This window comes from Cedecea sp. B1(4), from assembly GCF_059414925.1.
Map to the genome: position 1 here is coordinate 264,485 of NZ_JCAHMZ010000004.1, position 20,556 is coordinate 285,040.

The window sequence follows — 20,556 nt, forward strand, 5'->3', positions numbered from 1 at the left end:
TTTGCACCCTAAAAAGGAATCACCGTGAGCACGTCGCTGATTAGCCATATTCGTCTGCCGATGGTAAAAACACTGCGCATCACCCATGTGTGCTTTCTGTCGCTCTTTTTGCTGATCACCTTTCTTTTCTGGCAGCAGGGGGAGCTGTTCAACCACGGCTATCGCACCAGCCAACTTAGCCACCTCGAAAGCGTGATCGCCAGGCTTGAAAGCAAATCTGAATATCAGATGGATAACCTGCGTTATCTCCGCCGCATGTTCATTGAAACGCTGAATGAGCCGCAGTTCACGCCGATCTCGCAGCTGGCTTCCCGGGCCAGCAATAAAGAGATGCTGTCGCCGCTGCATATCCAAAGCCTGCCGATCCCCGACAGCGTTCAGCCTTTTAAAAACAAGCCGAAAGCGGAAAGGGAAAAACTTACGCAGCGGGAATATCAGGCCCTGCGCGACATTCAGGATCTCTTTCCGCTGGCAGGCGGGAGCAACCGTCTCTCGTCCAGCATTTACTACATGTCGCGCTCCGGGGCATTTATTGCGTCGCTCTCCCCTGATGTGAACAAACTGCTTATCGAAAGTGCTAACCCGCTGGCGATGCAGGGATCGTTTGTGCTTGGTTCTCCGCTGTTGAACCCGCGCCGCGATCCGTTCTGGACCCGGCAAAATATCGCAGATACCGGCAACACGCTGATTAATGGCTCTCTTCCGGTGGACTTTGACGATCGGTGGATTGGGCTCTTTGGTATCGCGGTCACCACCGAAACGCTTCGGCTGTTTCTCTCCAGCGCTTTGCCAGAGGACACGCAAAGCGCCTATCTGCTTTTTGATGAGCAGATGAACCCGCTGACTCGCCCCGTTGGTTCGCAGAATGGCTATCGCCTCAGCGAGAAGCAGCGACAGGCAATTCTTGAAAAGTTGGTCGATGAATCCCGGGGCACCTTACGTTTTGGCTATGCTTATGCCTCTTTTGGGCATGTCACGGGTACGGGGGCAATCCTTGTCAGCGTCCAGACCATCCGGCAGGGGCTACACGAGGACTTTGGGCGTTTTAGCGTGCTGCTGGTAGTGATGTGGCTGACGGTGATTCTTATTCTGTTTGGTTCACATCGCATGATTTGTCGGCTGATTCGCAACATGGGCCATTTGCAGCAGGAAATGCACCGGCATGCGCTGCACGATGACCTGACCGGCGTTCTAAATCGCCGTGGCTTCTTTGAAACAACCGGGCGTATCAGCCCGAAGTACGTGGATTACTCCCTGATTCAGCTGGATCTCGATCATTTCAAAAAAGTGAATGACCGCTTTGGGCATCAGGTTGGCGACCGGGTGCTTATTCACGCCACGCGCTGCATCCAGCAGGCGATCCGTACCCAGGACATTGTCGGGCGTATCGGCGGCGAAGAGTTTTGTATCTACCTGCCTAATACCGATCTGCATGCGGCGATCGCCGTGGCGCAGCGGGTGCGCAAAATGCTGGTGAACACGCCGCTCAGGCTGGAGGACGAGTCTGAACTGCTGGTGACGGCCTCGCTGGGTGTGGCTTCCCATGAAGAAGCCCCAGACGGTGACCTGGAACACATCCAGAGTCAGGCGGATATTCGCCTGTATAGGGCGAAACAGCAGGGGAGAAACAGAGTGTGTTGGGGCGGCGAGGCTGAATCGCAGGCATAAAAAAAGCCGGTGACCAGCACCGGCTTTTTAATACGCAAAAATTAGATAACCAGCGCGGCGATAGATGCCGACAGGATACTCACCAGCGTAGATCCGTAAACCAGCTTCAGGCCAAAGCGGGAAACCACGTTGCCTTGCTCTTCGTTCAGGCCTTTAATGGCCCCGGCGATAATACCGATAGAAGAGAAGTTAGCGAAGGACACCAGGAACACGGACAGGATGCCTTCCGCGCGTGGCGACAGGCTGCCGGCAATCTTCTGCAGATCCATCATCGCAACGAATTCGTTAGACACTAGTTTAGTCGCCATGATGCTGCCGACCTGCAGCGCTTCTGCGGACGGCACGCCCATCACCCAGGCAACCGGGTAGAAGATATAGCCCAGAATGCCCTGGAAGGAGATACCCAGCACGGCAGCGAACAGCGCGTTCAGGCCAGAAATCAGGGCGATGAAGCCGATCAGCATGGCGGCAACGATAATCGCCACTTTGAAACCTGCCAGAATGTACTCGCCGAGCATTTCGAAGAAGCTTTGACCTTCATGCAGGTTAGTCATCTGCAGGTTTTCTTCTTTCTCATCCACGCGGTACGGGTTGATCAGCGACAGCACGATAAAGGTACTGAACATGTTCAGCACCAGCGCGGCAACCACGTATTTTGGCTGCAGCATCGTCATGTACGCACCTACGATTGACATGGACACGGTAGACATAGCGGTCGCCGCCATGGTGTACATGCGGTTGCGCGACATCTTGCCGAGAATATCCTTATAGGCGATGAAGTTTTCTGACTGTCCCAGAATCAGCGAGCTTACGGCGTTAAAGGATTCCAGCTTACCCATACCGTTGACTTTAGAAAGCACGGTACCGATAGCGCGGATAACAATCGGCAGAATGCGAATATGCTGCAGAATACCGATCAGCGCAGAAATGAACACGATAGGGCACAGCACCTTCAGGAAGAAGAAAGCCAGGCCTTCATCGTTCATTTTGCCGAAGACAAAGTTTGTCCCTTCGTTAGCGAAACCGAGCAGTTTCTCGAACATTTCGGAGAAACCTTTTACGAAGCCCAGGCCGACGTCGGAGGTCAGGAAGAACCAGGCCAGTAACACTTCGATCACCAACAGCTGAATGACAAAGCGAATACGAATTTGCTTGCGGTTAGGGCTAACCAGCAAAGCCAGCAGCGCGACCACAGCAAGCGCTAAAACAAAGTGCAAAACGCGGGACATATTTGCTCCAAATATGAGGCAGGTTTAATTTCGTTGCACATTCTATGTAACAAGCAATAAGAAAACGAGATCAATTCCACACTATAGTGATGAGCTGTGACGGAACGCAAAAATAGTGATCCACCATACATTTCTGCTATGTTAAGTAAAGAAGATAAAAGTTACGTTAGGATAGCTGGTTAACAGCTTACGCGTTGGTCAAATGTTAATCCGTTAACCGGCATCCAGATTCACCATCTCACGCCTCCTGCACATCGTTTTCAGCTATCAGAGAAATCAATTTCCCCGCACTAAATGAACTTGATAACCATTCTCATTTTGATAGCATAAAACATAGCAAAGGCTATATCTCAGAGGCAGAAGATGACAAGCAGTCGCATTGACAGCAATACCGGACGCACCGCGCGTAAGCTGCGGCTGGCGTTGATGGGGCCAGCGTTTATCGCCGCTATCGGCTACATCGACCCCGGTAACTTCGCGACCAATATCCAGGCCGGGGCGAGCTATGGCTATCAACTGCTGTGGGTGGTGGTGTGGGCAAACCTGATGGCGGCGCTGATTCAGGTACTCTCAGCCAAGCTGGGGATAGCCACCGGCAAGAACCTCGCCGAGCAAATCCGCGATCATTACCCGCGTCCGCTGGTGTGGATTTACTGGGTGCAGGCGGAAATCATCGCCATGGCGACGGATCTCGCGGAGTTTATCGGGGCGGCCATTGGCTTCAAGTTGATTCTGGGCGTCTCTTTGCTACAAGGCGCGGTGCTGACAGGGATAGCCACTTTCCTGATTTTGATGCTGCAAAGCCGAGGGCAAAAGCCGCTGGAAAAAGTCATTGGCGGGCTGCTGCTGTTTGTGGCGGCGGCCTACATCGTTGAGCTTATTTTTTCCCAGCCGAAGATTGCTGAGCTGGGTAAAGGGATGCTGATCCCAAATCTGCCGACGTCCGAGGCGGTCTACCTTGCTGCTGGCGTTCTGGGCGCCACAATCATGCCGCACGTGATTTACCTGCACTCTTCTCTGACTCAGCACCTGCATGCGGGCAACCGGGCAGAGCGCTATTCCGCCACTAAATGGGACGTGGCGATAGCGATGACGATTGCCGGCTTCGTCAACCTGGCGATGATGGCCACCGCCGCAGCTGCGTTTCACTTCACCGGGCATACCGGTGTTGCCGAGCTGGAAGATGCCTATAAAACGCTGGAACCGCTGTTGAGCCATGCCGCAGCCACGATTTTCGGGCTTAGCCTGGTGGCGGCCGGTTTGTCATCCACGGTGGTGGGCACGCTTGCCGGGCAGGTGGTGATGCAGGGGTTTGTTCGTTTTTATATTCCGCTGTGGGTTCGCCGGGCGATTACCATGGCGCCGTCCTTCGTGGTCATCATGATGGGGCTCGACCCAACGCGTATTCTGGTCATGAGCCAGGTGCTGTTGAGCTTCGGGATCGCGCTGGCGCTGGTGCCGCTGCTGGTGTTTACCAGCGACAAAAAGCTGATGGGTGATTTGGTTAACGTGCGTTGGGTTAAGCTGGTTGGCTGGGTGATAGTCGCGGTGGTGGTGACGCTCAACCTGTGGTTAATTTTTAGTACGCTGTTTGGCAACTAATCTTGCCAAAGAAAGTGAGAAGGGCTGGATAATCCAGCCCTTTTTTATTTAATGACGGTGCCCGTGACCTCTGCCGCGATGGTCGTCGCGGTCGTTCCAGCCTTCTCGATAGCCGCGTTCATAGCTATTCCGTCCGCGGTCCCAGCCTCGATCCCAGCCACGGTGGCGATGCCAGCCGCGATCGCGCCATTCATAATTGCGGTGCCAGTAATCACGGTCGCGCCATCTGCCGCCGTCCCAGTAATTACCGCGATAATCTTGATCGCCAATCTGTAATTTCACCGACGGCAGCAGGGTGATTTCACCCGCGTTTGCGACCATCGGCGCTGCGGCCAGTAAGGCAAGGGCAAGCATTAGTGACCTGAACATACTTTCTCTCCCTGGTTCTCAGAGCCGTGTTGCGGCTTGTTAACACAATCTTACAAACCGACAACCAGGCTGATGAACTACACAATTCCTAAATCACCGACCATAGCACTTTTTGCACAATTCCTGGCGTGAACTAGGAGGGAAAGTTAAACGTTTACACTAAGATCGCCTCGATTTCTGCTCGTTCCTGTTCGCTGAAATGGCGCTGGCTTAGCATGCCCACGGCGTCCTCTATCTGGCTGGTTTTACTCGCGCCAATAAGCACCGAAGTCACTTTTTCATCGCGGAGTACCCAGGCCAGCGCCATTTGCGACAGCTTTTGCCCGCGTTTCTCCGCCAGCGCGTTGAGCTGCCGTACTTTTGCCAGCTTCTCTGCCGTAATCTGATCGGGGTTCAGGAAACGGCTGCCGCTGGCAGCGCGTGAATCCGCAGGGATGCCGCTCAGATAGCGGTCGGTTAGCTGACCCCCGGCAAGCGGGGAAAAAGCGATGCTGCCTACGCCTTTTTCCTGCAGCAGATCCAGCAGGCCACCTTCAACCCAGCGCTCAAACAGGGAATAACGCGGCTGGTGGATCAGGCAAGGTGTACCGAGATCGTTCAGGATATCAATAGCTTTCTCCGCCCGATCGGCCGGGTAGTTTGAGATCCCGACATACAGCGCTTTGCCCTGGCGCACCACATGATCGAGGGCGCGCATGGTCTCTTCCAGCGGCGTGTCAGGATCCGGGCGGTGATGATAAAAGATATCGACATACTCCAGCCCCGTGCGCTTCAGACTCTGGTCGAGACTTGAAATCAGATATTTGCGTGAACCCCAGTCGCCGTAAGGCCCGTCCCACATGGTGTAACCCGCTTTGGTGGAGATAATCAGCTCGTCGCGCCAGGCCTGAAAATCTTCCCGCAAAATGCGCCCAAAGTTGGCTTCAGCTGACCCAGGCGGTGGCCCGTAATTATTGGCAAGGTCAAAATGGGTAATGCCCAGATCGAAAGCCCTTCTCAGCAGTTGGCGGCTGGTTTCCAGCAGCGTTTCATCGCCAAAATTGTGCCAAAGGCCAAGGGAGATGGCGGGCAGTTTCAGGCCGCTGCGGCCGCAGCGACGGTACTCCATAGACGAATAGCGTTCAGGGTTGGGCTGCCAGGTCATTATTGTCATCCTTATAGGTAACAGAGAAATCAGTGTATACGCTTTCACAGCCCAGAATACGTCGTATTTCACTGTAAATTCCACGTGCCACCCCTTAAATCGGATATATTCTCGACACCGATCCCGGTTACTTAATACTCACAGCAAGCCCTCATAGAAGGAAAATCCTATGCGCTACTGTGTGGCAGACTATCTTGTTGACCGGCTTAACGAAGGCGGGATCGAGCACCTCTTCGGTGTCCCCGGTGACTACAACCTTGTTTTCCTGGATCACGTGATTGCGCATCCAAGGCTTGCCTGGGTGGGCTGCGCTAACGAGCTGAATGCTGCCTACGCCGCCGACGGGTATGCCCGCTGCAAAGGCGCGGCGGCGCTGCTGACCACATTTGGCGTGGGCGAACTGAGCGCGCTGAATGGCGTAGCGGGCAGCTATGCCGAACATCTTCCTGTCATTCATATTGTTGGCGCGCCCAATAGCCGTGCCCAGCAGCGAGGTGAACTACTTCATCACACATTAGGCGACGGGGATTTCCGCCATTTCCTGCGTATTGCCGAAGAAGTTTCCGTGGCACAGGCTTCGCTCACCCCCGCCAATGCCTGCAGCGAAATTGATCGCGTAATGCTTGAAGCGCTCAAGCAGCAGCGCCCCGGTTACCTGTTATTGCCGAGCGATGTGGCGGAGGCGCCAGCAACGCGGCCTTCAAAACGACTAATGGCTCCTGAAACGGTGGCTGAACCGGCAATGCTGGAAGCGTTTCGGCATTGTGCACAGGCAAAAATTGCCGAAAGCCGAAGCGTAGCGATGCTGGCCGATTTTCTGGCCCTGCGTTATGGGCAGCAAAAAACGCTCCAGCAGTGGATGGCGAGCACGCCCATCCCTCACGCTTCGCTGCTGATGGGGAAAGGGTTGTTCGATGAAAGCCAGCCTGGTTTTCTGGGCACGTACAGCGGGGCGGCCAGTCCGCCGCAGGTGAAGCAGGGGATTGAGAGCGCGGAGCTGGTTATCTGCGTGGGCGTGAAGTTTACCGATACCATCACCGCCGGTTTCAGCCAGAAGCTAAGCCAGCAGCAGACAATTGAGGTTCAGCCGGAGGCGGTGCGGGTAGGCGAGCGCTGGTTTAGCGGGATCTCGATGGCGCAGGCCATCGCCATTTTGCAGCCGCTGTGTGCTAAACAGGCTGCATCCTGGCCGGAGGCCACGCAAAGGCCACCGCAGCTTCCCGTTTGCGACAGCGACCGGCTGGACCAGCACGCTTTCTGGCAAACCCTGCAGGACGCCTTACAGCCCGGCGATATCATTCTGGCCGACCAGGGCACGGCGGCCTTTGGTGCCGCGGCCTTAACGCTGCCCGCAGGTGTGACCTTTATCGTCCAGCCGCTGTGGGGCTCGATTGGTTTTACGCTGCCTGCGGCATTTGGCGCGCAAACCGCATGGCCGAACAGGCGTGTGCTTCTGCTGATAGGCGACGGCTCCGCCCAACTGACTATTCAGGAACTGGGTAGCATGCAGCGTGACGGCCAGAAGCCGGTGGTCATGGTGCTGAATAACGATGGCTACACGGTTGAGCGCGCGATCCATGGCCCGGAACAGCGCTACAACGACATTGCCGCGTGGGACTGGACCCGCCTGCCGCAGGCAATGAACGTGGATAGCCTGGCCGAATGCTGGCGTGTCACGGAAACATCACAGCTTGCTGCCGTGCTGGAAAAGCTGGCCAGCCCGGAGAGGCTGGCGCTGGTGGAAGTGGTGCTGCCTAAGCAGGACATTCCCGAGCTGCTCAGGGCGGTTACCACCTCACTGGGTAAACGCAACTCGGAAATGGAACATTAATTAGCGGTTTGGCCGCCCGGCCATCATCAACGGTTTACCCGCCAGCAGCAGCCAGGCGGGTAACATCACGATGCACAGCAAGGGCAGGAGTTTGACGTCCGGTACCACGGCCATCGCCATAAACAGGCTCAGCCAACCGTCGCGCGTGACCACGAGTACCATGCCAAGGACGGCGCAGGAGAGGGTAATCGCGGCAGGGACCGCCTCAACGTGCTGGTGCAGCATCATGCCTAAAGCCACGCCCACAAACACCGCCGGGAAAATACGCCCGCCCCGAAAACCGCTGGCGGCCGCAATAATCAACGCGGCCAGCTTCACCACGGCAAACAGCAGCAGCGACGACACGGAGAAGTCGGCGATAGCCAGCTGCCGCATCTCATCCAGGCCTTTAAACATCGTCACCTCACCGCCGATGACCCCCAGCAGGCCAAGCAAAAAACCGCCTGCACCGAGTATAAGCACCGGATGTTTGAGCTGGTGCATCAGGCGGTGCAGCCTTGGCAGACACCAGACGCCCACCATGCCCATCGCAATGGCGATAGCCGCGACAACCGCCCCGCTGAACAGGTCTTCAATGTGCATTTCGGGGTAGCTGGCAACAGGCAGTGCAAAGTGCGGCTGAAAGAAAATGCTGGTGGTCAGCGCCCCGGCGGATGCGGCCATCAATGGCGCGAACAGTCTGTCCCACAGCGGGACTTCATTATTTCCGCCCAGGGTTTGCGAAAAGATAAGCGCCGCGGCCACCGGCGTGCCGAATAAAGCGCCGACGGTGCCCGCAGCGGCGAGAATAGTCCAGTCAAGCGGGCTGACCTTCGGCAAAACGCGGGCACCAAGCGCCACCGCGAGCGCAATATTCACCGCCATAATCGGGTGCTCCGGCCCCAGGCCCACGCCACCGGCAAGGCCAATCACCAGCGCCATCACCAGGCCAGGAATAGCCATCGTTGGCACGGGCGCCCCGATAAGCGGTTCGGTCGCGGGATCGGGCCCACCGTGGCCAGGTAAATAGCGGATAACCAGCCCAACCGCGACGCCGGTCAGGGTCAAAATAAGCAGTATCCAAAACGGGGACTGGGGATCGTACCCGCGCGCCGCTGGCAGCGTGGCCCACAGATATTCCTGCAGCGCAGCGGCAACTTTCATAACGACAATTAATACCAGGCTGGATAAGACGCCGATAATCAGAGCCGGAATGGAAAGTACCAGCATTGTTCTGGCTCGCGGATGGAGCATAGTCAATCCTTACAATAGGAAGTCGCACGGCGCAAAAACGGAAAGTCTTAAACCGCATTGCAAATAGAGCTGAAACGGTAAAGCCAGAATGTGACCTGGTTCAACAATCGCGCCGCACCTGGATGATGGTCGTTGTTGTTTCGGCTGGCTAATTTTACAGTGTTGCCAGAACTTATTCTGACTTTAGCGGAGCTGTTTGAGAATGACAAAATATGCTTTGGTGGGAGATGTCGGCGGCACCAATGCACGTCTGGCGCTATGCGATTTGAACACGGGTGATATTTCACAGGCAAAGACTTACTCCGGCCTTGATTTTCCAAGCCTGGAAGCGGTGATTCAGCACTACCTCAAAGAACATAACATCAGCGTGCAGTCAGGCTGCGTGGCGATTGCCTGCCCGATAAACGGGGACTGGGTGGAAATGACCAACCACACCTGGGCGTTTTCCACCGCCGAAATGAAGCAAAACCTGGGCTTCGATCATCTGGAAATTATCAACGACTTTACCGGCGTTTCCATGGCCATCCCGGCGCTGAAAAAAGAGCATCTGATTCAGTTCGGCGGTGGCGAGCCTGTGGCAGGCAAACCGGTGGTGGTGTACGGCGCGGGCACCGGGCTGGGCGTTTCTCACCTGGTGCACGTCGACAAACGCTGGATCAGCCTGCCGGGCGAGGGCGGCCACTCAGATTTCGCGGCGAACAGCGAAGAAGAGGGCATTATCCTGGAGCAGCTGCGCAATGAACTTGGGCACGTCTCCAACGAGCGCATTCTCTCCGGGCCAGGCCTGCTGAATCTCTACCGCGCCATCGTTAAGGCCGATGGCCGTGAGCCGGAAAACTACCAGCCGAAGGACATCACTGAAAAAGCCGTGGACGACACCTGCACCGACTGCCGCCGCGCGCTGTCGCTGTTCTGCGTGATCCTGGGGCGTTTCGGCGGCAACCTGGCGCTGAACATGAGTACGTTTGGCGGCGTGTATATCGCCGGCGGTATCGTGCCGCGCTTCCTGGAGTTCTTTAAGGCTTCGGGCTTCCGCGGCGGGTTTGAAGACAAAGGCCGCTTCAAAGAGTTCGTGAAGGATATTCCCGTTTATCTTATCGTGCACGATCAACCTGGGCTGCTGGGCGCCGGGGCACACCTGCGCCAGACGCTGGGCCACGTCCTGTAATACCGCGCGGGCGCACTGCGATTGCGCCCGCCAGTTTCCCTTCTCTAGAGGCGCATCAACTGCCTGAACTCTTTCACCTTACTGCGGCTCACCGGCACCTGAAAATCAAGATCTCGCAGGCGCAGAATATAGGTATTGTTAAACCACGGCTCTATTTCACGGATTTTGCTCAGGTTCACCACATAAGAGCGGTGGCAGCGGAAGAAATGGCTCTCCGGCAGGCGGCTGCAGAATTCGGTGATGTTCATCGGCATGACGTAAGACTCACGGCGCGTATAGACGAAGGTCATCTTCTCGTGAGCTTCCGCGTAGTAAATATCGTTGATGTCGGTAACGATAATTCGCTCGTCTTTGATCAGGTTAATCGTCGTGGCGTCGCGGTTTTCGTGGCTGGCGGCAGGCTGAGAGGTTTGCTGCTGATAAGCCGCCTCGAGTTTTTGCAGCATGCCAATAATACGTGACTCCTGATACGGCTTCAGAATGTAGTCAAACGCTTCCAGCTCAAAAGCTTCCACCGCATGCTCTTTCCAGGCGGTAATAAACACGATGAACGGCCTGTGGGCAAATTTACTGATGTTCTGCGCCAGCAGTACGCCGTCCAGCGACGGAATGTTGATGTCGAGGAAAATGGCGTCCACTTCGTGATGCTGCAAATACTTCAGCACGTCCATACCATCGTCGAAAGAGGCGACAATCTCCATTTCGCTGTGGTTTTTGATGAGCCAGCTCAGCTCCTGCTGCGCCAGAAACTCATCCTCTACGATAATGACCTTCATGCTTCTCTCCCTTCCAGTGGGCGCGGTGCGGCGGTGGGGACATAGCGCGGCACGTAAAAGGCGATTTCGGTTCCCGGCTCCAGGCGGCGGATGATCAGCCCTTCGCCGTAGAGCAACTGCACGCGGTGATGTACGTTCAGCAGGCCAATTTTATTCCCCGGCATTTCGTTATTTTCCACGCGTTCGATCACCTTAGGATCGATTCCGTGGCCGGTATCGCGCACGGCAATGCGCACCCGGTTGCCGCTCTCTTCAATACTTATCGTCACCACGCCCTTACCTTTACAGGGCTGAATGCCGTGCACAATGGCATTTTCCACCAGAGGCTGGATAAGCAGGCTGGGAATGCGGCAGTTGACCTCTTCATCAATGTTATAAATCACCGTCAGCTTGTCGCCAAAGCGCGCCTGCTCAATGGCAATGTAATCCTTGATTTGATACAGCTCCTTGCGGATATCAATCTGCTCGTCATCGTTCAGCTCGATGTTATAGCGCAGGTAGCGTGACAGGTTGACGATAAGCTGGCGGGCAGTGTCCGGGTTCATACGGATTGAGGAGGATATCGCATTCAGCGCATTGAACAGGAAATGCGGGTTTATCTTGCTTTGCAGCGCCCGGAGTTCGGCTTTGTTAGCCATTTCGCGCAGCTGCTCCGCGCGGGAAACCTCAAGCTGGGTAGAAATAATCTGCGACAGGCCAACCGCCATTTCCTGCAGCGTGGAGGTGATCTGGTGGGCATGGCGGTAATAGATTTTCAGGGTGCCGGTCACCACGCCTTTTTCCCACAGCGGGATGATGATTAAGGAGTGAATTTCCGGCGTTCGCCAGGCTTCGTCATCGTTGCGAATGATGATGCGCCCCTCTTTCAGTGCCTGACGGGTGCGCGGGCTGAAAGCCTGGTCGTTCTCGTGATAGTTATTTTCCCCCAGCCCGACGTAGGCCAGCACTTTTTCGGTATCGGTAATGGCCACCGCATCCGCATCGATATCGTGGCGAATAATCTGGCAAACCTGGCGTAGCGACTCGCTGTTAACCTTGCGGAACAGTGGCAGCGTTTTGTTGGCGATATCCAGCGCCAGCTTGGCCTGGCGGGCGGCGCTGGCCTCTTTCTCGCCCTCGACGCTTTGCACCAGCAGGATAATAAAGCCGATTGACACCGAACCGAGGATCATCGGTACGCCGATTTTGGACACGATATCAAGGCCCAGCGCTGTGCTTGGCGCCCAGAGTACCACCAGAATCATGGTCATCGTTTCACAGAGCATGCCGCCGATGATACCGACCCGCCAGTGCTTCTCTTTCGGCACTTTGCGGTTGATCCAGCCGGACATTATCCCGGCCAGGATGCTGGTGATAAAGCAGGGAATAGCGGTGATGCCGCCGATATCAATCAGGTAGCGGTGTGTCCCGGCGATAAGCCCGGTAATAATCCCCACCCAGGGGCCAAACAGAATCCCGCCGGACATCACCGCGATAATACGTACGTTGACCAGCGAGCCTTCAACCGGCACGCCTGACCAGGTACTGAACAACGCAAACATTGAGAAAATAGCGGTGACCGCCAGCAGCTCTTTAGGCGTATGGGCGCTTTTGTGCAGCAATTCGCGGAACAGACGAATTCGAATCAGGAAGAAAAGGCAAATAAGCATCAGCGCCGCGCGATCGAACACCGCCAGCAGCATAGTAAAAATTTCGTGCACGGGTCACTCGCGTGGCTCAGAGGGGAAGCGCCAATGATAAGGAAATTTGGCGGGGGTTTCCAGTTGAGGACACCCCTCACCCCGACCCTCTCCCCAAAGGGCGAGGGAGGAAATAAAGGTCACAACAGCACGCAGTCTATTCCCTCTCCCTTCCAGGGAGAGGGCCTGGGTGGGGTCATTACTTCCCGCCAAGCTGTTCCCGCCCAGCAGGCGTCAAATCCTGCGTAGTCGCACGGCCAGCAAAATCCACCTCAAAATCATCGGCGGCGAAATCCGGCGGCGTTTTACCCTCAACAAATGCGTCCCACTGGCGCGGCAAGTACCCGGCATTCTTCTCGCACCACGGCGCGGCGGCGATGTACATCACGTTGCTATCGAACTCACCGAGGTGCTCGTTCTCGACGGCATGAATCACATCGCAGTGCCAGAAAACGGTATCGCCCGGCTCCATATCGGGAATTGAGGAAATCCCAGTCAGTAAAAGGGGATGCCACTCTTTGTTAATGGATAATGCTCTGCCTGGCTTAGCTTCGCACAACGATTCCTCTGGTACATCGTCCTGCAGCGCCCGCAGCAGGATCCAGGCCATGGCATTAGCCACTGGCAGCAAATTTAGCGTGCCGCCGTGTTTGCGCTGGGGCGTGAGCGCCGTCCAGCCCTGGAAAGTACGGAACATCGAACAGACCGCGGGGGACGGGAACTCCCTCACTTCCGTTCTGCCTTCGGCGGCAAACGGATCGTAATCTTTCCAGTTACCGGAAAATACGTGGCGATAAACGTGGCGGAAGTTCTCGTCCAGCCAGCGCTCAACCGAGCCGCCGTCAACGTGCGGAGAAAGCCCCAGCGAGCTTGAGCGGGGCGGGCGGCGGCGAGTGCGATCCGCGTAAGAAACGACGCGATTTGGATCGAAGTGTTGCCTGCCGTGGCTTTCCGTTTGCCACAGATTGTTGAGGAACACCTGCACCGCTTTCATACGTTCATGCTGGCGGGCTTCGGTTTGCGGTTTAGACCAGTAAATGCCGTAAATCTGCGGCTTACTGTCGGCAAGCGTGCCGAAATAGTTGTCTTCCGCCGCATTTTTCAGGCGTTCGACAAAATGATTTCGTGCCAGATAATTGCCGATCTCTTCATTCCAGCCACGAGCTTGTTCCTGCGGGAAAACGCCCCGGATCGTGCAGCAGCCGCGCTGGCGAATCAGCGCTTTTTGTTGCTCGCTCACGCGGCCCTGAAGAATGTCGTCGGCGTCGAGTTGCGGAACAGGGTTCTCGCCGCGCGCCATTTCTTCGCGGATCGTTTCGATCTGCTGGCGAATATTGGCTTCAAGTTCGGTAAACGCCGATTGATAGTGGGGCAGATCGCGGCGCAGCTTTTGTTTTATCTCGCGGATAGCTTTTGGCAGATCGTTAATGTCCAGGTGCATAGGTGACGCCCTCTTTCAGAGAATAAGTTACTGAGTTGTTGCTACCTGGTTAATGTATGCCTGAATTGCCAAATGAAATAGTGATGTGTTTCATTCGAAACTTCCTGTTTTATGTCGCGGAAAAAATATTTTCATTTCCCCCTCGACAGGCGATTTTTATTCAGGCTATTTTCAAGACAGGCCACATCACGTGGCAGCGTCGCTCGGACGGTCCGGGCGCTCACGTTATTCTGAGGAATTTATGGCTGACTCCAGTCCAAAACGTCGTTTTTCGCGTATCGATCGCTTACCCCCTTACGTTTTTAACATCACTGCCGAGCTGAAAATGGCTGCGCGACGCCGCGGCGAAGACATTATTGATTTCAGCATGGGCAACCCGGACGGGGCGACGCCGCCGCACATCGTTGAGAAACTTTGCACCGTGGCCCAGCGTGAAGACACGCACGGGTATTCCACTTCGCGAGGCATTCCTCGTCTGCGCCGCGCCATTTCTCGCTGGTACAAAGATCGCTACGACGTGGATATAGACCCGGAAAGCGAAGCCATTGTGACCATTGGCTCGAAGGAAGGGCTGGCGCACCTGATGCTGGCGACGCTGGATCACGGGGATACCGTGCTGGTGCCGAACCCAAGCTACCCGATTCATATTTACGGGGCGGTGATCGCCGGGGCGCAGGTTCGCTCCGTGCCGCTGGTGGAAGGCGTGGACTTCTTTGCCGAGCTGGAGAGGGCGATTCGCGAAAGTTACCCGAAACCGAAGATGATGATCCTCGGCTTTCCGTCTAACCCAACCGCCCAGTGCGTGGAGCTGGAGTTTTTCGAGAAGGTTGTTGCCCTGGCGAAGCAGTACGACGTGCTGGTGATTCATGATCTGGCCTACGCCGATATTGTCTATGACGGCTGGAAAGCGCCTTCCATTATGGAAGTGCCTGGCGCGCGCGACGTGGCCGTTGAGTTCTTCACGCTGTCAAAAAGCTACAACATGGCGGGATGGCGGATCGGCTTTATGGTTGGTAACCAGGAACTGGTCAGCGCGCTGGCGCGTATCAAGAGCTACCACGATTACGGCACCTTTACGCCGCTGCAGGTGGCGGCGATTGCTGCCCTTGAAGGCGATCAGCAGTGCGTGCGTGATATCGCAGAGCAATACAAACGCCGTCGGGACGTACTGGTAAAAGGGTTACATGAAGCGGGCTGGATGGTGGAATGCCCGAAAGCGTCCATGTACGTCTGGGCAAAAATTCCTGAACACTACGCGGCGATGGGTTCGCTGGAGTTCGCCAAAAAGCTGCTGCAGGAAGCGAAAGTCTGCGTTTCACCGGGGATTGGCTTCGGCGACTACGGTGACACTCACGTTCGCTTCGCGCTGATTGAAAACCGGGATCGTATCCGTCAGGCCGTGCGCGGTATTAAGGCGATGTTCAGGGCTGACGGGCTGCTGCCACCGCTGCCGAAAAACGCTGCGGAAAACGCCGAATAATGAAACGAAAACAGGAGCCCTTTGGCTCCTGTTCTTTTTGCGCTGCTGTTTGTGAAGGCTTATTCAACCATCAGGAAGAAGGTGCCGGCCCACAACACAACAATCACAGAAATACCCATCAGAAAATATTTCACTTCACATCGCTCCGCGCTGACGCGCATCTCAACAGGTACATAATAAGCTGAAGCCGCAAACTGCTTTTAGGGTGCCGCTTCATCTGGTATTCGGAGGTAAAACCTTACCCGGACGGCGCTAATGTACTCCCAAATTAAAAATGAAAACAAGTGTCTCAAAATTGTGACAGTTGTCTGTTTTTTGAACTTTAATTAGGTGTGGATGATCCCTTATTTACTTCATTAAAAACATTAAGATATATCGCTTTTTTAGCGATATTTTTCGTCTAAAAATAAGTATTTTTGCTTACGCTAAATTTTATTAATTTTTTTCGCTGAACAGGGGGGGAAAATGATCGTTTCAAAAGAAAATGCGGAACACTATCTGTGGGGAACAGACTGTGATGGATGGCATCTGTTAAAAGATCCTGCTTTGAGCGTGATTCATGAACGTATGCCGCCGGGGCGGACGGAACAAAGGCACTACCATTCCGTGGCGCAGCAATTCTTTTTTGTGTTAACCGGGGCATTGACGATGGAGCTGGAAGGAGAGCGTTACGTTGTGCCAGCGGGGAAGGGGATCCCGATTCCGCCGCAGGCAAAACATCAGGCTCGCAATGATTCCGATAACGAGGTTGAATTTCTTGTTATCTCGCAGCCGACGACCCGAGGCGACAGGGTGAATTTGCCAGTAACGTATTAATCGCGCTTTTCAGAGTTTTGATGCAGTTCAGGCGGCGGTTAAGCAGGTATCTTTACACTTTCAGCAAATCGCCAGGGCGAACTTATTCCCCTTAATGAAAACGACCATGACAACGACCGAAACTGCTTCATCTGGCTCGCCGCAAACAACCTCAGTCCGCCTGCTGTTCGCGGCACTTATGCTAGTCATGCTGCTGGCCGCGCTGGACCAAACCATCGTTTCTACGGCTTTGCCCACTATCGTGGGTGAACTGGGCGGCCTGGACAGGCTTTCCTGGGTTGTCACTGCGTATCTACTGGCTTCCACGATAGTTGTGCCGCTCTACGGCAAGTTTGGCGACCTGCTCGGGCGCAAGGTTGTGCTGCAAACGGCTATCGTTACCTTTCTGCTTGGCTCCGCGCTGTGCGGCCTCGCGCAAAATATGACGCAGCTCATTTTAATGCGGGCGCTGCAGGGATTGGGCGGCGGCGGGCTGCTGGTGGTCACCATGGCGGCGGTGGGCGACGTGATCCCACCCGCCGAACGCGGTAAATACCAAGGGCTTTTTGGCGGTGTTTTCGGCCTGGCGACGGTCATCGGCCCGCTGATTGGCGGTTTTCTGGTTGAACATTTTTCCTGGCGCTGGATTTTCTATATCAACCTGCCGCTGGGGATTTTTGCCCTGCTGGTTATCGGCGCGGTGCTGAAATCCCAGACGGCGCGAATTAGGCATCAAATTGATTTTCTTGGCGCGGGCTACCTGACAATTTCACTGACCTGCCTGATTTTATTCACCAGCGAAGGCGGCACGGTCATGGCGTGGTCCGATCCGCAGCTGTGGTGCATCTTCGCGTTCTTTGTCGTGGCGCTGATGGGGTTTATCTATGAAGAACGACTGGCGATTGAGCCGATGATCCCGCCGTACCTGTTCCGCAACCGCACTTTCTTATTGAGCTGCCTGATTGGGTTTATTATCGGCATGTCGCTGTTTGGCTCGATGACCTTTTTGCCCCTTTATCTGCAGGTGGTAAAGTTCTCAACGCCGTCCCAGGCGGGGATGCAAATGCTGCCGCTGATGGGCGGACTTATCCTGACCTCAATCATCAGCGGGCGCATCATCAGTAAAATAGGCCGCTACCGCATTTTTCCCATTATCGGAACGCTGTTAAGTTTTATCGCGATGGCGCTGCTCGGTACGCTAAAGCTGGATACGCCGCTGACCACGCTTTATCTGTACGTTGGTCTTTTAGGGCTGGGACTCGGCATGGTGATGCAGGTATTGGTGCTGGCCGTGCAGAACAGCGTGGAAATAAAACTTATCGGGGTAGCGACCTCAAGCGCGACGCTGTTTCGCTCCATCGGCGGTTCAATTGGCGTGGCTGCGTTTGGCGCGGTCTTTACCTCCGTGCTGCGCAGTAATCTTGAGACGCTGATCCCGGAGGGGACTCAATTGCCGCGCCAGCTTGGCGCGCAGGCGGTACACCAACTGCCCGTGGCGATCCGTAACGATTATCTTCAGGCTTTTGGCTCAGCGATTCATTCCGTGTTTATAATTTCGGCGGGCGTTGTGGTGCTGGGCTTTGTCCTCGCGCTACTGATGAAAAATGAGCCGCTGCGTAAAGGCTGACTATGAAAAAAAACATCGATTTAAACAGTGATTTAGGTGAAAGCTTCGGCCAGTGGACAATGGGGGATGATGCTGCGATCCTGCAAATTGTCAGCAGTGCCAACGTGGCCTGTGGTTTTCACGCCGGATCGCCTGCGGGCATACTCGAAACCCTTCGCGCCGCAAAAGCTCAGGGCGTTGCCGTGGGCGCGCACGTGGCGTATCCGGATCTCGTCGGGTTTGGGCGGCGCAATATGGATATTGCCAGCGACGAACTGACGGCGGACGTCATTTACCAGATTGGCGCGCTACAGGGGCTGGCACAGGCTGTGGGAACGCGTGTCCGGTACGTGAAACCGCATGGGGCGCTGTATAACACCATCGCGCATGACAAGCGCCAGGCCGAAGCGGTGCTGGATGCCATTCTGGCGTTTGACGCCTCCTTGCCGCTGGTGGTGCTGGCGGGCTCGCCCCTGCTGGCATGGGCGCAGCAAAAAGGGGTGGCGACCGTCAGCGAAGCCTTTGCCGACCGGGCCTATCACGCTGATGGTTCTCTGGTGTCAAGACGTGAACCTGGTGCCGTGTTACACGATGCCGGGCAGGTTGCCGCACGTATGCTGCAGCTGATTACTGAGGGTGGCGTGGAGTCAATCGAAGGCGTATTTACCCCCGTCCAGGCCGACTCCATTTGTGTTCACGGCGATAGCACGGGGGCGCTTGCTATGGCGCAGGCAATCCGCAATTTGTTTATTTCTCAGGAAATAGAGGTGCAGGCTTTTACCAGATAAACGCGTTTTGAGCTGCAGGCGGAGTGCGGGGTGACCGGCTCTCCGCGAACATTGTGGCTGGCGCTTTCTCCACCTCTGAAATGGCTTCCATTCGCTCTTCTTCTGCCTTTTGTTGTTAACAATATAATAACATTATATCTAACAAAATTGTGACAAGGTACAATATACATATAACTTAATATGTTTTATAAAATGTAGCTATTGCCTGCAACTATGCCCCCTAAAGAGAAAGACATATGGAACAGACATCTGCTACAAAAAGTACCGATTCCCAGCCGGAGAAGGGCCAGCAGTTCAACCGCTCCATCGGCCTGGTGTCTAACTTTGCGCTCGGTTTTACCTACCTCTCGCCGTTGACTGCCGTGTATTCCCTGTTTGCGCTGGCGATAACCCTCGCCGGGCCGCCAGCCATATGGTGGATCCTGATTGCCGCCTGCGGACAGCTGCTGGTTGCCTTAGTGTTTGGCGAGGTGGCTTCGCAATATCCCATCACCGGCGGGCTATATCCGTGGGCCAGAAGGCTGTGGGGGAAAAAATACGCCTGGATTGCCGCGTGGATTTACCTCTGGGCGCTGGTGGTGACCATTACGTCTATTGTGGAATACACCTCCACCTTCGTCGCCTCGCTTTTCCATTACGGCGATACGCCAATTGCGATGCTGCTCACTTCCGTGGTGCTGCTCACCATCATGATGGGCGTCAACATGTCCGGGACGAAAAACCTGGCGAGGGTTGCCCGCTTCGGTTTCTGGTGTGAAATTATCAGCGTGATTGCGCTCGGCATTTACCTGCTGATTTTCCACCGCAATCAGCCTTTCTCCGTGGTGTTTGACGCCATGGGCGCGCTGGCAAAAGACGGCAGCTACGGCACTGCTTTTATGTCGGCGTCGCTGATGGGGTTGTTTATGTTCTTCGGCTTCGAAGCCTGCGGCAATGTGGCGGAAGAGGTGAAAAACCCGGGGCGTAAGATCCCGGTGGCGATGATCCTCAGTATCGTTTTCGGCGCGATCTCTGCGGTGATCTCCATTCTGGGTTACCTGCTGTCATCCCCGGATCTGATGAACATTGTGAACGGCAAAATAGCCGATCCGATCCCGGCAATTCTGAACGATGCGCTGGGAGAGAAGGGCGCCATGCTGTTTATCGTGATTGCCATTGTGGCGATGCTCTCCTGCATCCTGTCGCTTCAGGCCGCGCTGAGCCGCCTGATCTTCTCGTTCTCCCGCGACAAAATGCTGCCGGGCAGCGAGTGGATGGCGAAGATCTCGAAGCATAGCGTGCCGGACAACGCGATGTTGGTCAGCTGCCTGCTGCCTATGGTGATTTGCGTCTGGGTCTACTTCCAGCCGGATAACCTTGCTCGCATCACCGCGTTTGCCGTGATAGGGATATACGTCTCCTTCCAGATGGTGATTCTGGCCGCGCTGCGCCAGCGCCTTAAGGGCTGGAAGCCTGCGGGAGAATGGACGCTGGGGACATGGGGCATGCTGGTGAACGTGCTGGCGCTGGTCTACGGTATCGGCGGGATCTGGCTGCTGGCCCAGCCTGCGGACAGCGCAACCTTTATTGACCGCTGGACGGTGCTGATTGGCCTGACGTTGGTCATCGGCTCGGGGCTGGTTTACATGACGATTGCCAGACCGTTCGGCCATTCTGATGCGCCTGAAAATGACGCCATTGAATACGCTAAACGGCTAAATCTTTCCCGCGAGTATTAATACAAAGGGCCTTATGGCCCTTTTTTGTA

At 55.4% G+C, this 20,556-nt stretch carries 17 protein-coding genes; 9 read left to right on the forward strand and 8 right to left on the reverse strand.

Annotated elements, in window-relative coordinates:
- Positions 1 to 24 precede the first annotated feature (24 nt).
- A complete protein-coding gene (locus ACR6JA_RS10875; RefSeq protein ID WP_494492741.1) occupies positions 25 to 1,668 on the forward strand; it encodes a diguanylate cyclase in 1,644 nt (547 codons plus the stop codon).
- 41 nt (positions 1,669 to 1,709) lie between these two features.
- Here the strand turns inward: ACR6JA_RS10875 and ACR6JA_RS10880 are convergent, their stop codons facing one another.
- Positions 1,710 to 2,897 (reverse strand): NupC/NupG family nucleoside CNT transporter, encoded by a 1,188-nt coding sequence (locus ACR6JA_RS10880; RefSeq protein ID WP_008459614.1) that lies wholly within the window; start codon positions 2,895 to 2,897, stop codon positions 1,710 to 1,712.
- A 345-nt stretch (positions 2,898 to 3,242) separates the two neighbouring features.
- Between ACR6JA_RS10880 and ACR6JA_RS10885 the strand changes: the two genes are divergently transcribed.
- Positions 3,243 to 4,499 (forward strand): Nramp family divalent metal transporter, encoded by a 1,257-nt coding sequence (locus ACR6JA_RS10885; RefSeq protein WP_494493244.1) that lies wholly within the window; start codon positions 3,243 to 3,245, stop codon positions 4,497 to 4,499.
- Between the two features lie 48 nt (positions 4,500 to 4,547).
- Here ACR6JA_RS10885 and ACR6JA_RS10890 read toward each other — a convergent pair whose 3' ends face one another.
- Entirely contained in the window at positions 4,548 to 4,868 is a 321-nt protein-coding gene (locus tag ACR6JA_RS10890) for a DUF2502 domain-containing protein (RefSeq protein WP_008459618.1), read from the reverse strand.
- A 154-nt stretch (positions 4,869 to 5,022) separates the two neighbouring features.
- Positions 5,023 to 6,012, reverse strand: a complete 990-nt coding sequence (gene mgrA / locus ACR6JA_RS10895) for an L-glyceraldehyde 3-phosphate reductase (RefSeq protein ID WP_213716779.1) — start codon at positions 6,010 to 6,012, stop codon at positions 5,023 to 5,025.
- Between the two features lie 169 nt (positions 6,013 to 6,181).
- Between mgrA and ACR6JA_RS10900 the strand changes: the two genes are divergently transcribed.
- Positions 6,182 to 7,843, forward strand: coding sequence for an alpha-keto acid decarboxylase family protein (locus ACR6JA_RS10900; protein ID WP_213716781.1), 1,662 nt, complete (start codon positions 6,182 to 6,184; stop codon positions 7,841 to 7,843).
- Here the strand turns inward: ACR6JA_RS10900 and ACR6JA_RS10905 are convergent, their stop codons facing one another.
- Positions 7,844 to 9,076, reverse strand: coding sequence for an ion channel protein (locus ACR6JA_RS10905; RefSeq protein WP_494492742.1), 1,233 nt, complete (start codon positions 9,074 to 9,076; stop codon positions 7,844 to 7,846).
- A gap of 202 nt (positions 9,077 to 9,278) precedes the next feature.
- Between ACR6JA_RS10905 and glk the strand changes: the two genes are divergently transcribed.
- Positions 9,279 to 10,244, forward strand: a complete 966-nt coding sequence (gene glk, locus ACR6JA_RS10910) for a glucokinase (protein WP_039305291.1) — start codon at positions 9,279 to 9,281, stop codon at positions 10,242 to 10,244.
- 44 nt (positions 10,245 to 10,288) lie between these two features.
- Here glk and ACR6JA_RS10915 read toward each other — a convergent pair whose 3' ends face one another.
- The 3 genes from ACR6JA_RS10915 to ACR6JA_RS10925 form a co-directional block, all read right to left on the reverse strand.
- Positions 10,289 to 11,020, reverse strand: coding sequence for a LytR/AlgR family response regulator transcription factor (locus ACR6JA_RS10915; protein WP_039305288.1), 732 nt, complete (start codon positions 11,018 to 11,020; stop codon positions 10,289 to 10,291).
- Complete coding sequence (locus ACR6JA_RS10920; protein ID WP_494492743.1) at positions 11,017 to 12,720, reverse strand: LytS/YhcK type 5TM receptor domain-containing protein; 1,704 nt, start codon at positions 12,718 to 12,720, stop codon at positions 11,017 to 11,019. The genes ACR6JA_RS10915 and ACR6JA_RS10920 overlap by 4 nt, the downstream gene beginning before the upstream one ends.
- A 178-nt stretch (positions 12,721 to 12,898) precedes the next feature.
- Positions 12,899 to 14,140 (reverse strand): DUF1479 domain-containing protein, encoded by a 1,242-nt coding sequence (locus ACR6JA_RS10925; RefSeq protein WP_336983446.1) that lies wholly within the window; start codon positions 14,138 to 14,140, stop codon positions 12,899 to 12,901.
- A gap of 241 nt (positions 14,141 to 14,381) precedes the next feature.
- On the opposite strand from ACR6JA_RS10925, the gene alaC reads away from it, so the two are divergent.
- Positions 14,382 to 15,620 carry an alanine transaminase gene (alaC, locus tag ACR6JA_RS10930; protein ID WP_039295735.1) on the forward strand — a complete coding sequence of 413 codons (1,239 nt, stop codon included), beginning with the start codon at positions 14,382 to 14,384 and terminating at the stop codon, positions 15,618 to 15,620.
- Between the two features lie 59 nt (positions 15,621 to 15,679).
- Here alaC and ypdK read toward each other — a convergent pair whose 3' ends face one another.
- Positions 15,680 to 15,781 carry a membrane protein YpdK gene (ypdK, locus tag ACR6JA_RS10935; RefSeq protein ID WP_034809579.1) on the reverse strand — a complete coding sequence of 34 codons (102 nt, stop codon included), beginning with the start codon at positions 15,779 to 15,781 and terminating at the stop codon, positions 15,680 to 15,682.
- Positions 15,782 to 16,085: 304 nt separating this feature from the next.
- Here ypdK and ACR6JA_RS10940 point away from each other — a divergent pair, with 304 nt between their 5' ends.
- From ACR6JA_RS10940 to ACR6JA_RS10955, 4 genes are all read left to right on the forward strand, one after another.
- The gene (locus ACR6JA_RS10940; RefSeq protein ID WP_494492744.1) at positions 16,086 to 16,436 is read left to right on the forward strand and encodes a cupin domain-containing protein; all 351 of its coding nucleotides are present in this window, start codon (positions 16,086 to 16,088) and stop codon (positions 16,434 to 16,436) included.
- 106 nt (positions 16,437 to 16,542) lie between these two features.
- Positions 16,543 to 18,042, forward strand: a complete 1,500-nt coding sequence (locus tag ACR6JA_RS10945; RefSeq protein WP_494492745.1) for an MDR family MFS transporter — start codon at positions 16,543 to 16,545, stop codon at positions 18,040 to 18,042.
- Between the two features lie 2 nt (positions 18,043 to 18,044).
- Entirely contained in the window at positions 18,045 to 18,809 is a 765-nt protein-coding gene (locus tag ACR6JA_RS10950) for a LamB/YcsF family protein (RefSeq protein ID WP_494492746.1), read from the forward strand.
- A gap of 236 nt (positions 18,810 to 19,045) precedes the next feature.
- Complete coding sequence (locus ACR6JA_RS10955) at positions 19,046 to 20,527, forward strand: APC family permease (protein WP_213712914.1); 1,482 nt, start codon at positions 19,046 to 19,048, stop codon at positions 20,525 to 20,527.
- The last annotated feature ends 29 nt before the right edge of the window (positions 20,528 to 20,556 follow it).

What these genes read in the sequence shown, in the direction of transcription:
- ACR6JA_RS10945 (WP_494492745.1), top strand. Translation starts at nt 16,543, where the DNA reads ATGACAACGACCGAAACTGCTTCATCTGGCTCGCCGCAAACAACCTCA.
- ypdK (WP_034809579.1), bottom strand. Translation starts at nt 15,781, where the DNA reads ATGCGCGTCAGCGCGGAGCGATGTGAAGTGAAATATTTTCTGATGGGT.
- alaC (WP_039295735.1), top strand. Translation starts at nt 14,382, where the DNA reads ATGGCTGACTCCAGTCCAAAACGTCGTTTTTCGCGTATCGATCGCTTA.
- ACR6JA_RS10950 (WP_494492746.1), top strand. Translation starts at nt 18,045, where the DNA reads ATGAAAAAAAACATCGATTTAAACAGTGATTTAGGTGAAAGCTTCGGC.
- ACR6JA_RS10915 (WP_039305288.1), bottom strand. Translation starts at nt 11,020, where the DNA reads ATGAAGGTCATTATCGTAGAGGATGAGTTTCTGGCGCAGCAGGAGCTG.
- glk (WP_039305291.1), top strand. Translation starts at nt 9,279, where the DNA reads ATGACAAAATATGCTTTGGTGGGAGATGTCGGCGGCACCAATGCACGT.
- ACR6JA_RS10925 (WP_336983446.1), bottom strand. Translation starts at nt 14,140, where the DNA reads ATGCACCTGGACATTAACGATCTGCCAAAAGCTATCCGCGAGATAAAA.
- ACR6JA_RS10900 (WP_213716781.1), top strand. Translation starts at nt 6,182, where the DNA reads ATGCGCTACTGTGTGGCAGACTATCTTGTTGACCGGCTTAACGAAGGC.
- ACR6JA_RS10955 (WP_213712914.1), top strand. Translation starts at nt 19,046, where the DNA reads ATGGAACAGACATCTGCTACAAAAAGTACCGATTCCCAGCCGGAGAAG.
- ACR6JA_RS10880 (WP_008459614.1), bottom strand. Translation starts at nt 2,897, where the DNA reads ATGTCCCGCGTTTTGCACTTTGTTTTAGCGCTTGCTGTGGTCGCGCTG.
- mgrA (WP_213716779.1), bottom strand. Translation starts at nt 6,012, where the DNA reads ATGACCTGGCAGCCCAACCCTGAACGCTATTCGTCTATGGAGTACCGT.
- ACR6JA_RS10905 (WP_494492742.1), bottom strand. Translation starts at nt 9,076, where the DNA reads ATGCTCCATCCGCGAGCCAGAACAATGCTGGTACTTTCCATTCCGGCT.
- ACR6JA_RS10890 (WP_008459618.1), bottom strand. Translation starts at nt 4,868, where the DNA reads ATGTTCAGGTCACTAATGCTTGCCCTTGCCTTACTGGCCGCAGCGCCG.
- ACR6JA_RS10940 (WP_494492744.1), top strand. Translation starts at nt 16,086, where the DNA reads ATGATCGTTTCAAAAGAAAATGCGGAACACTATCTGTGGGGAACAGAC.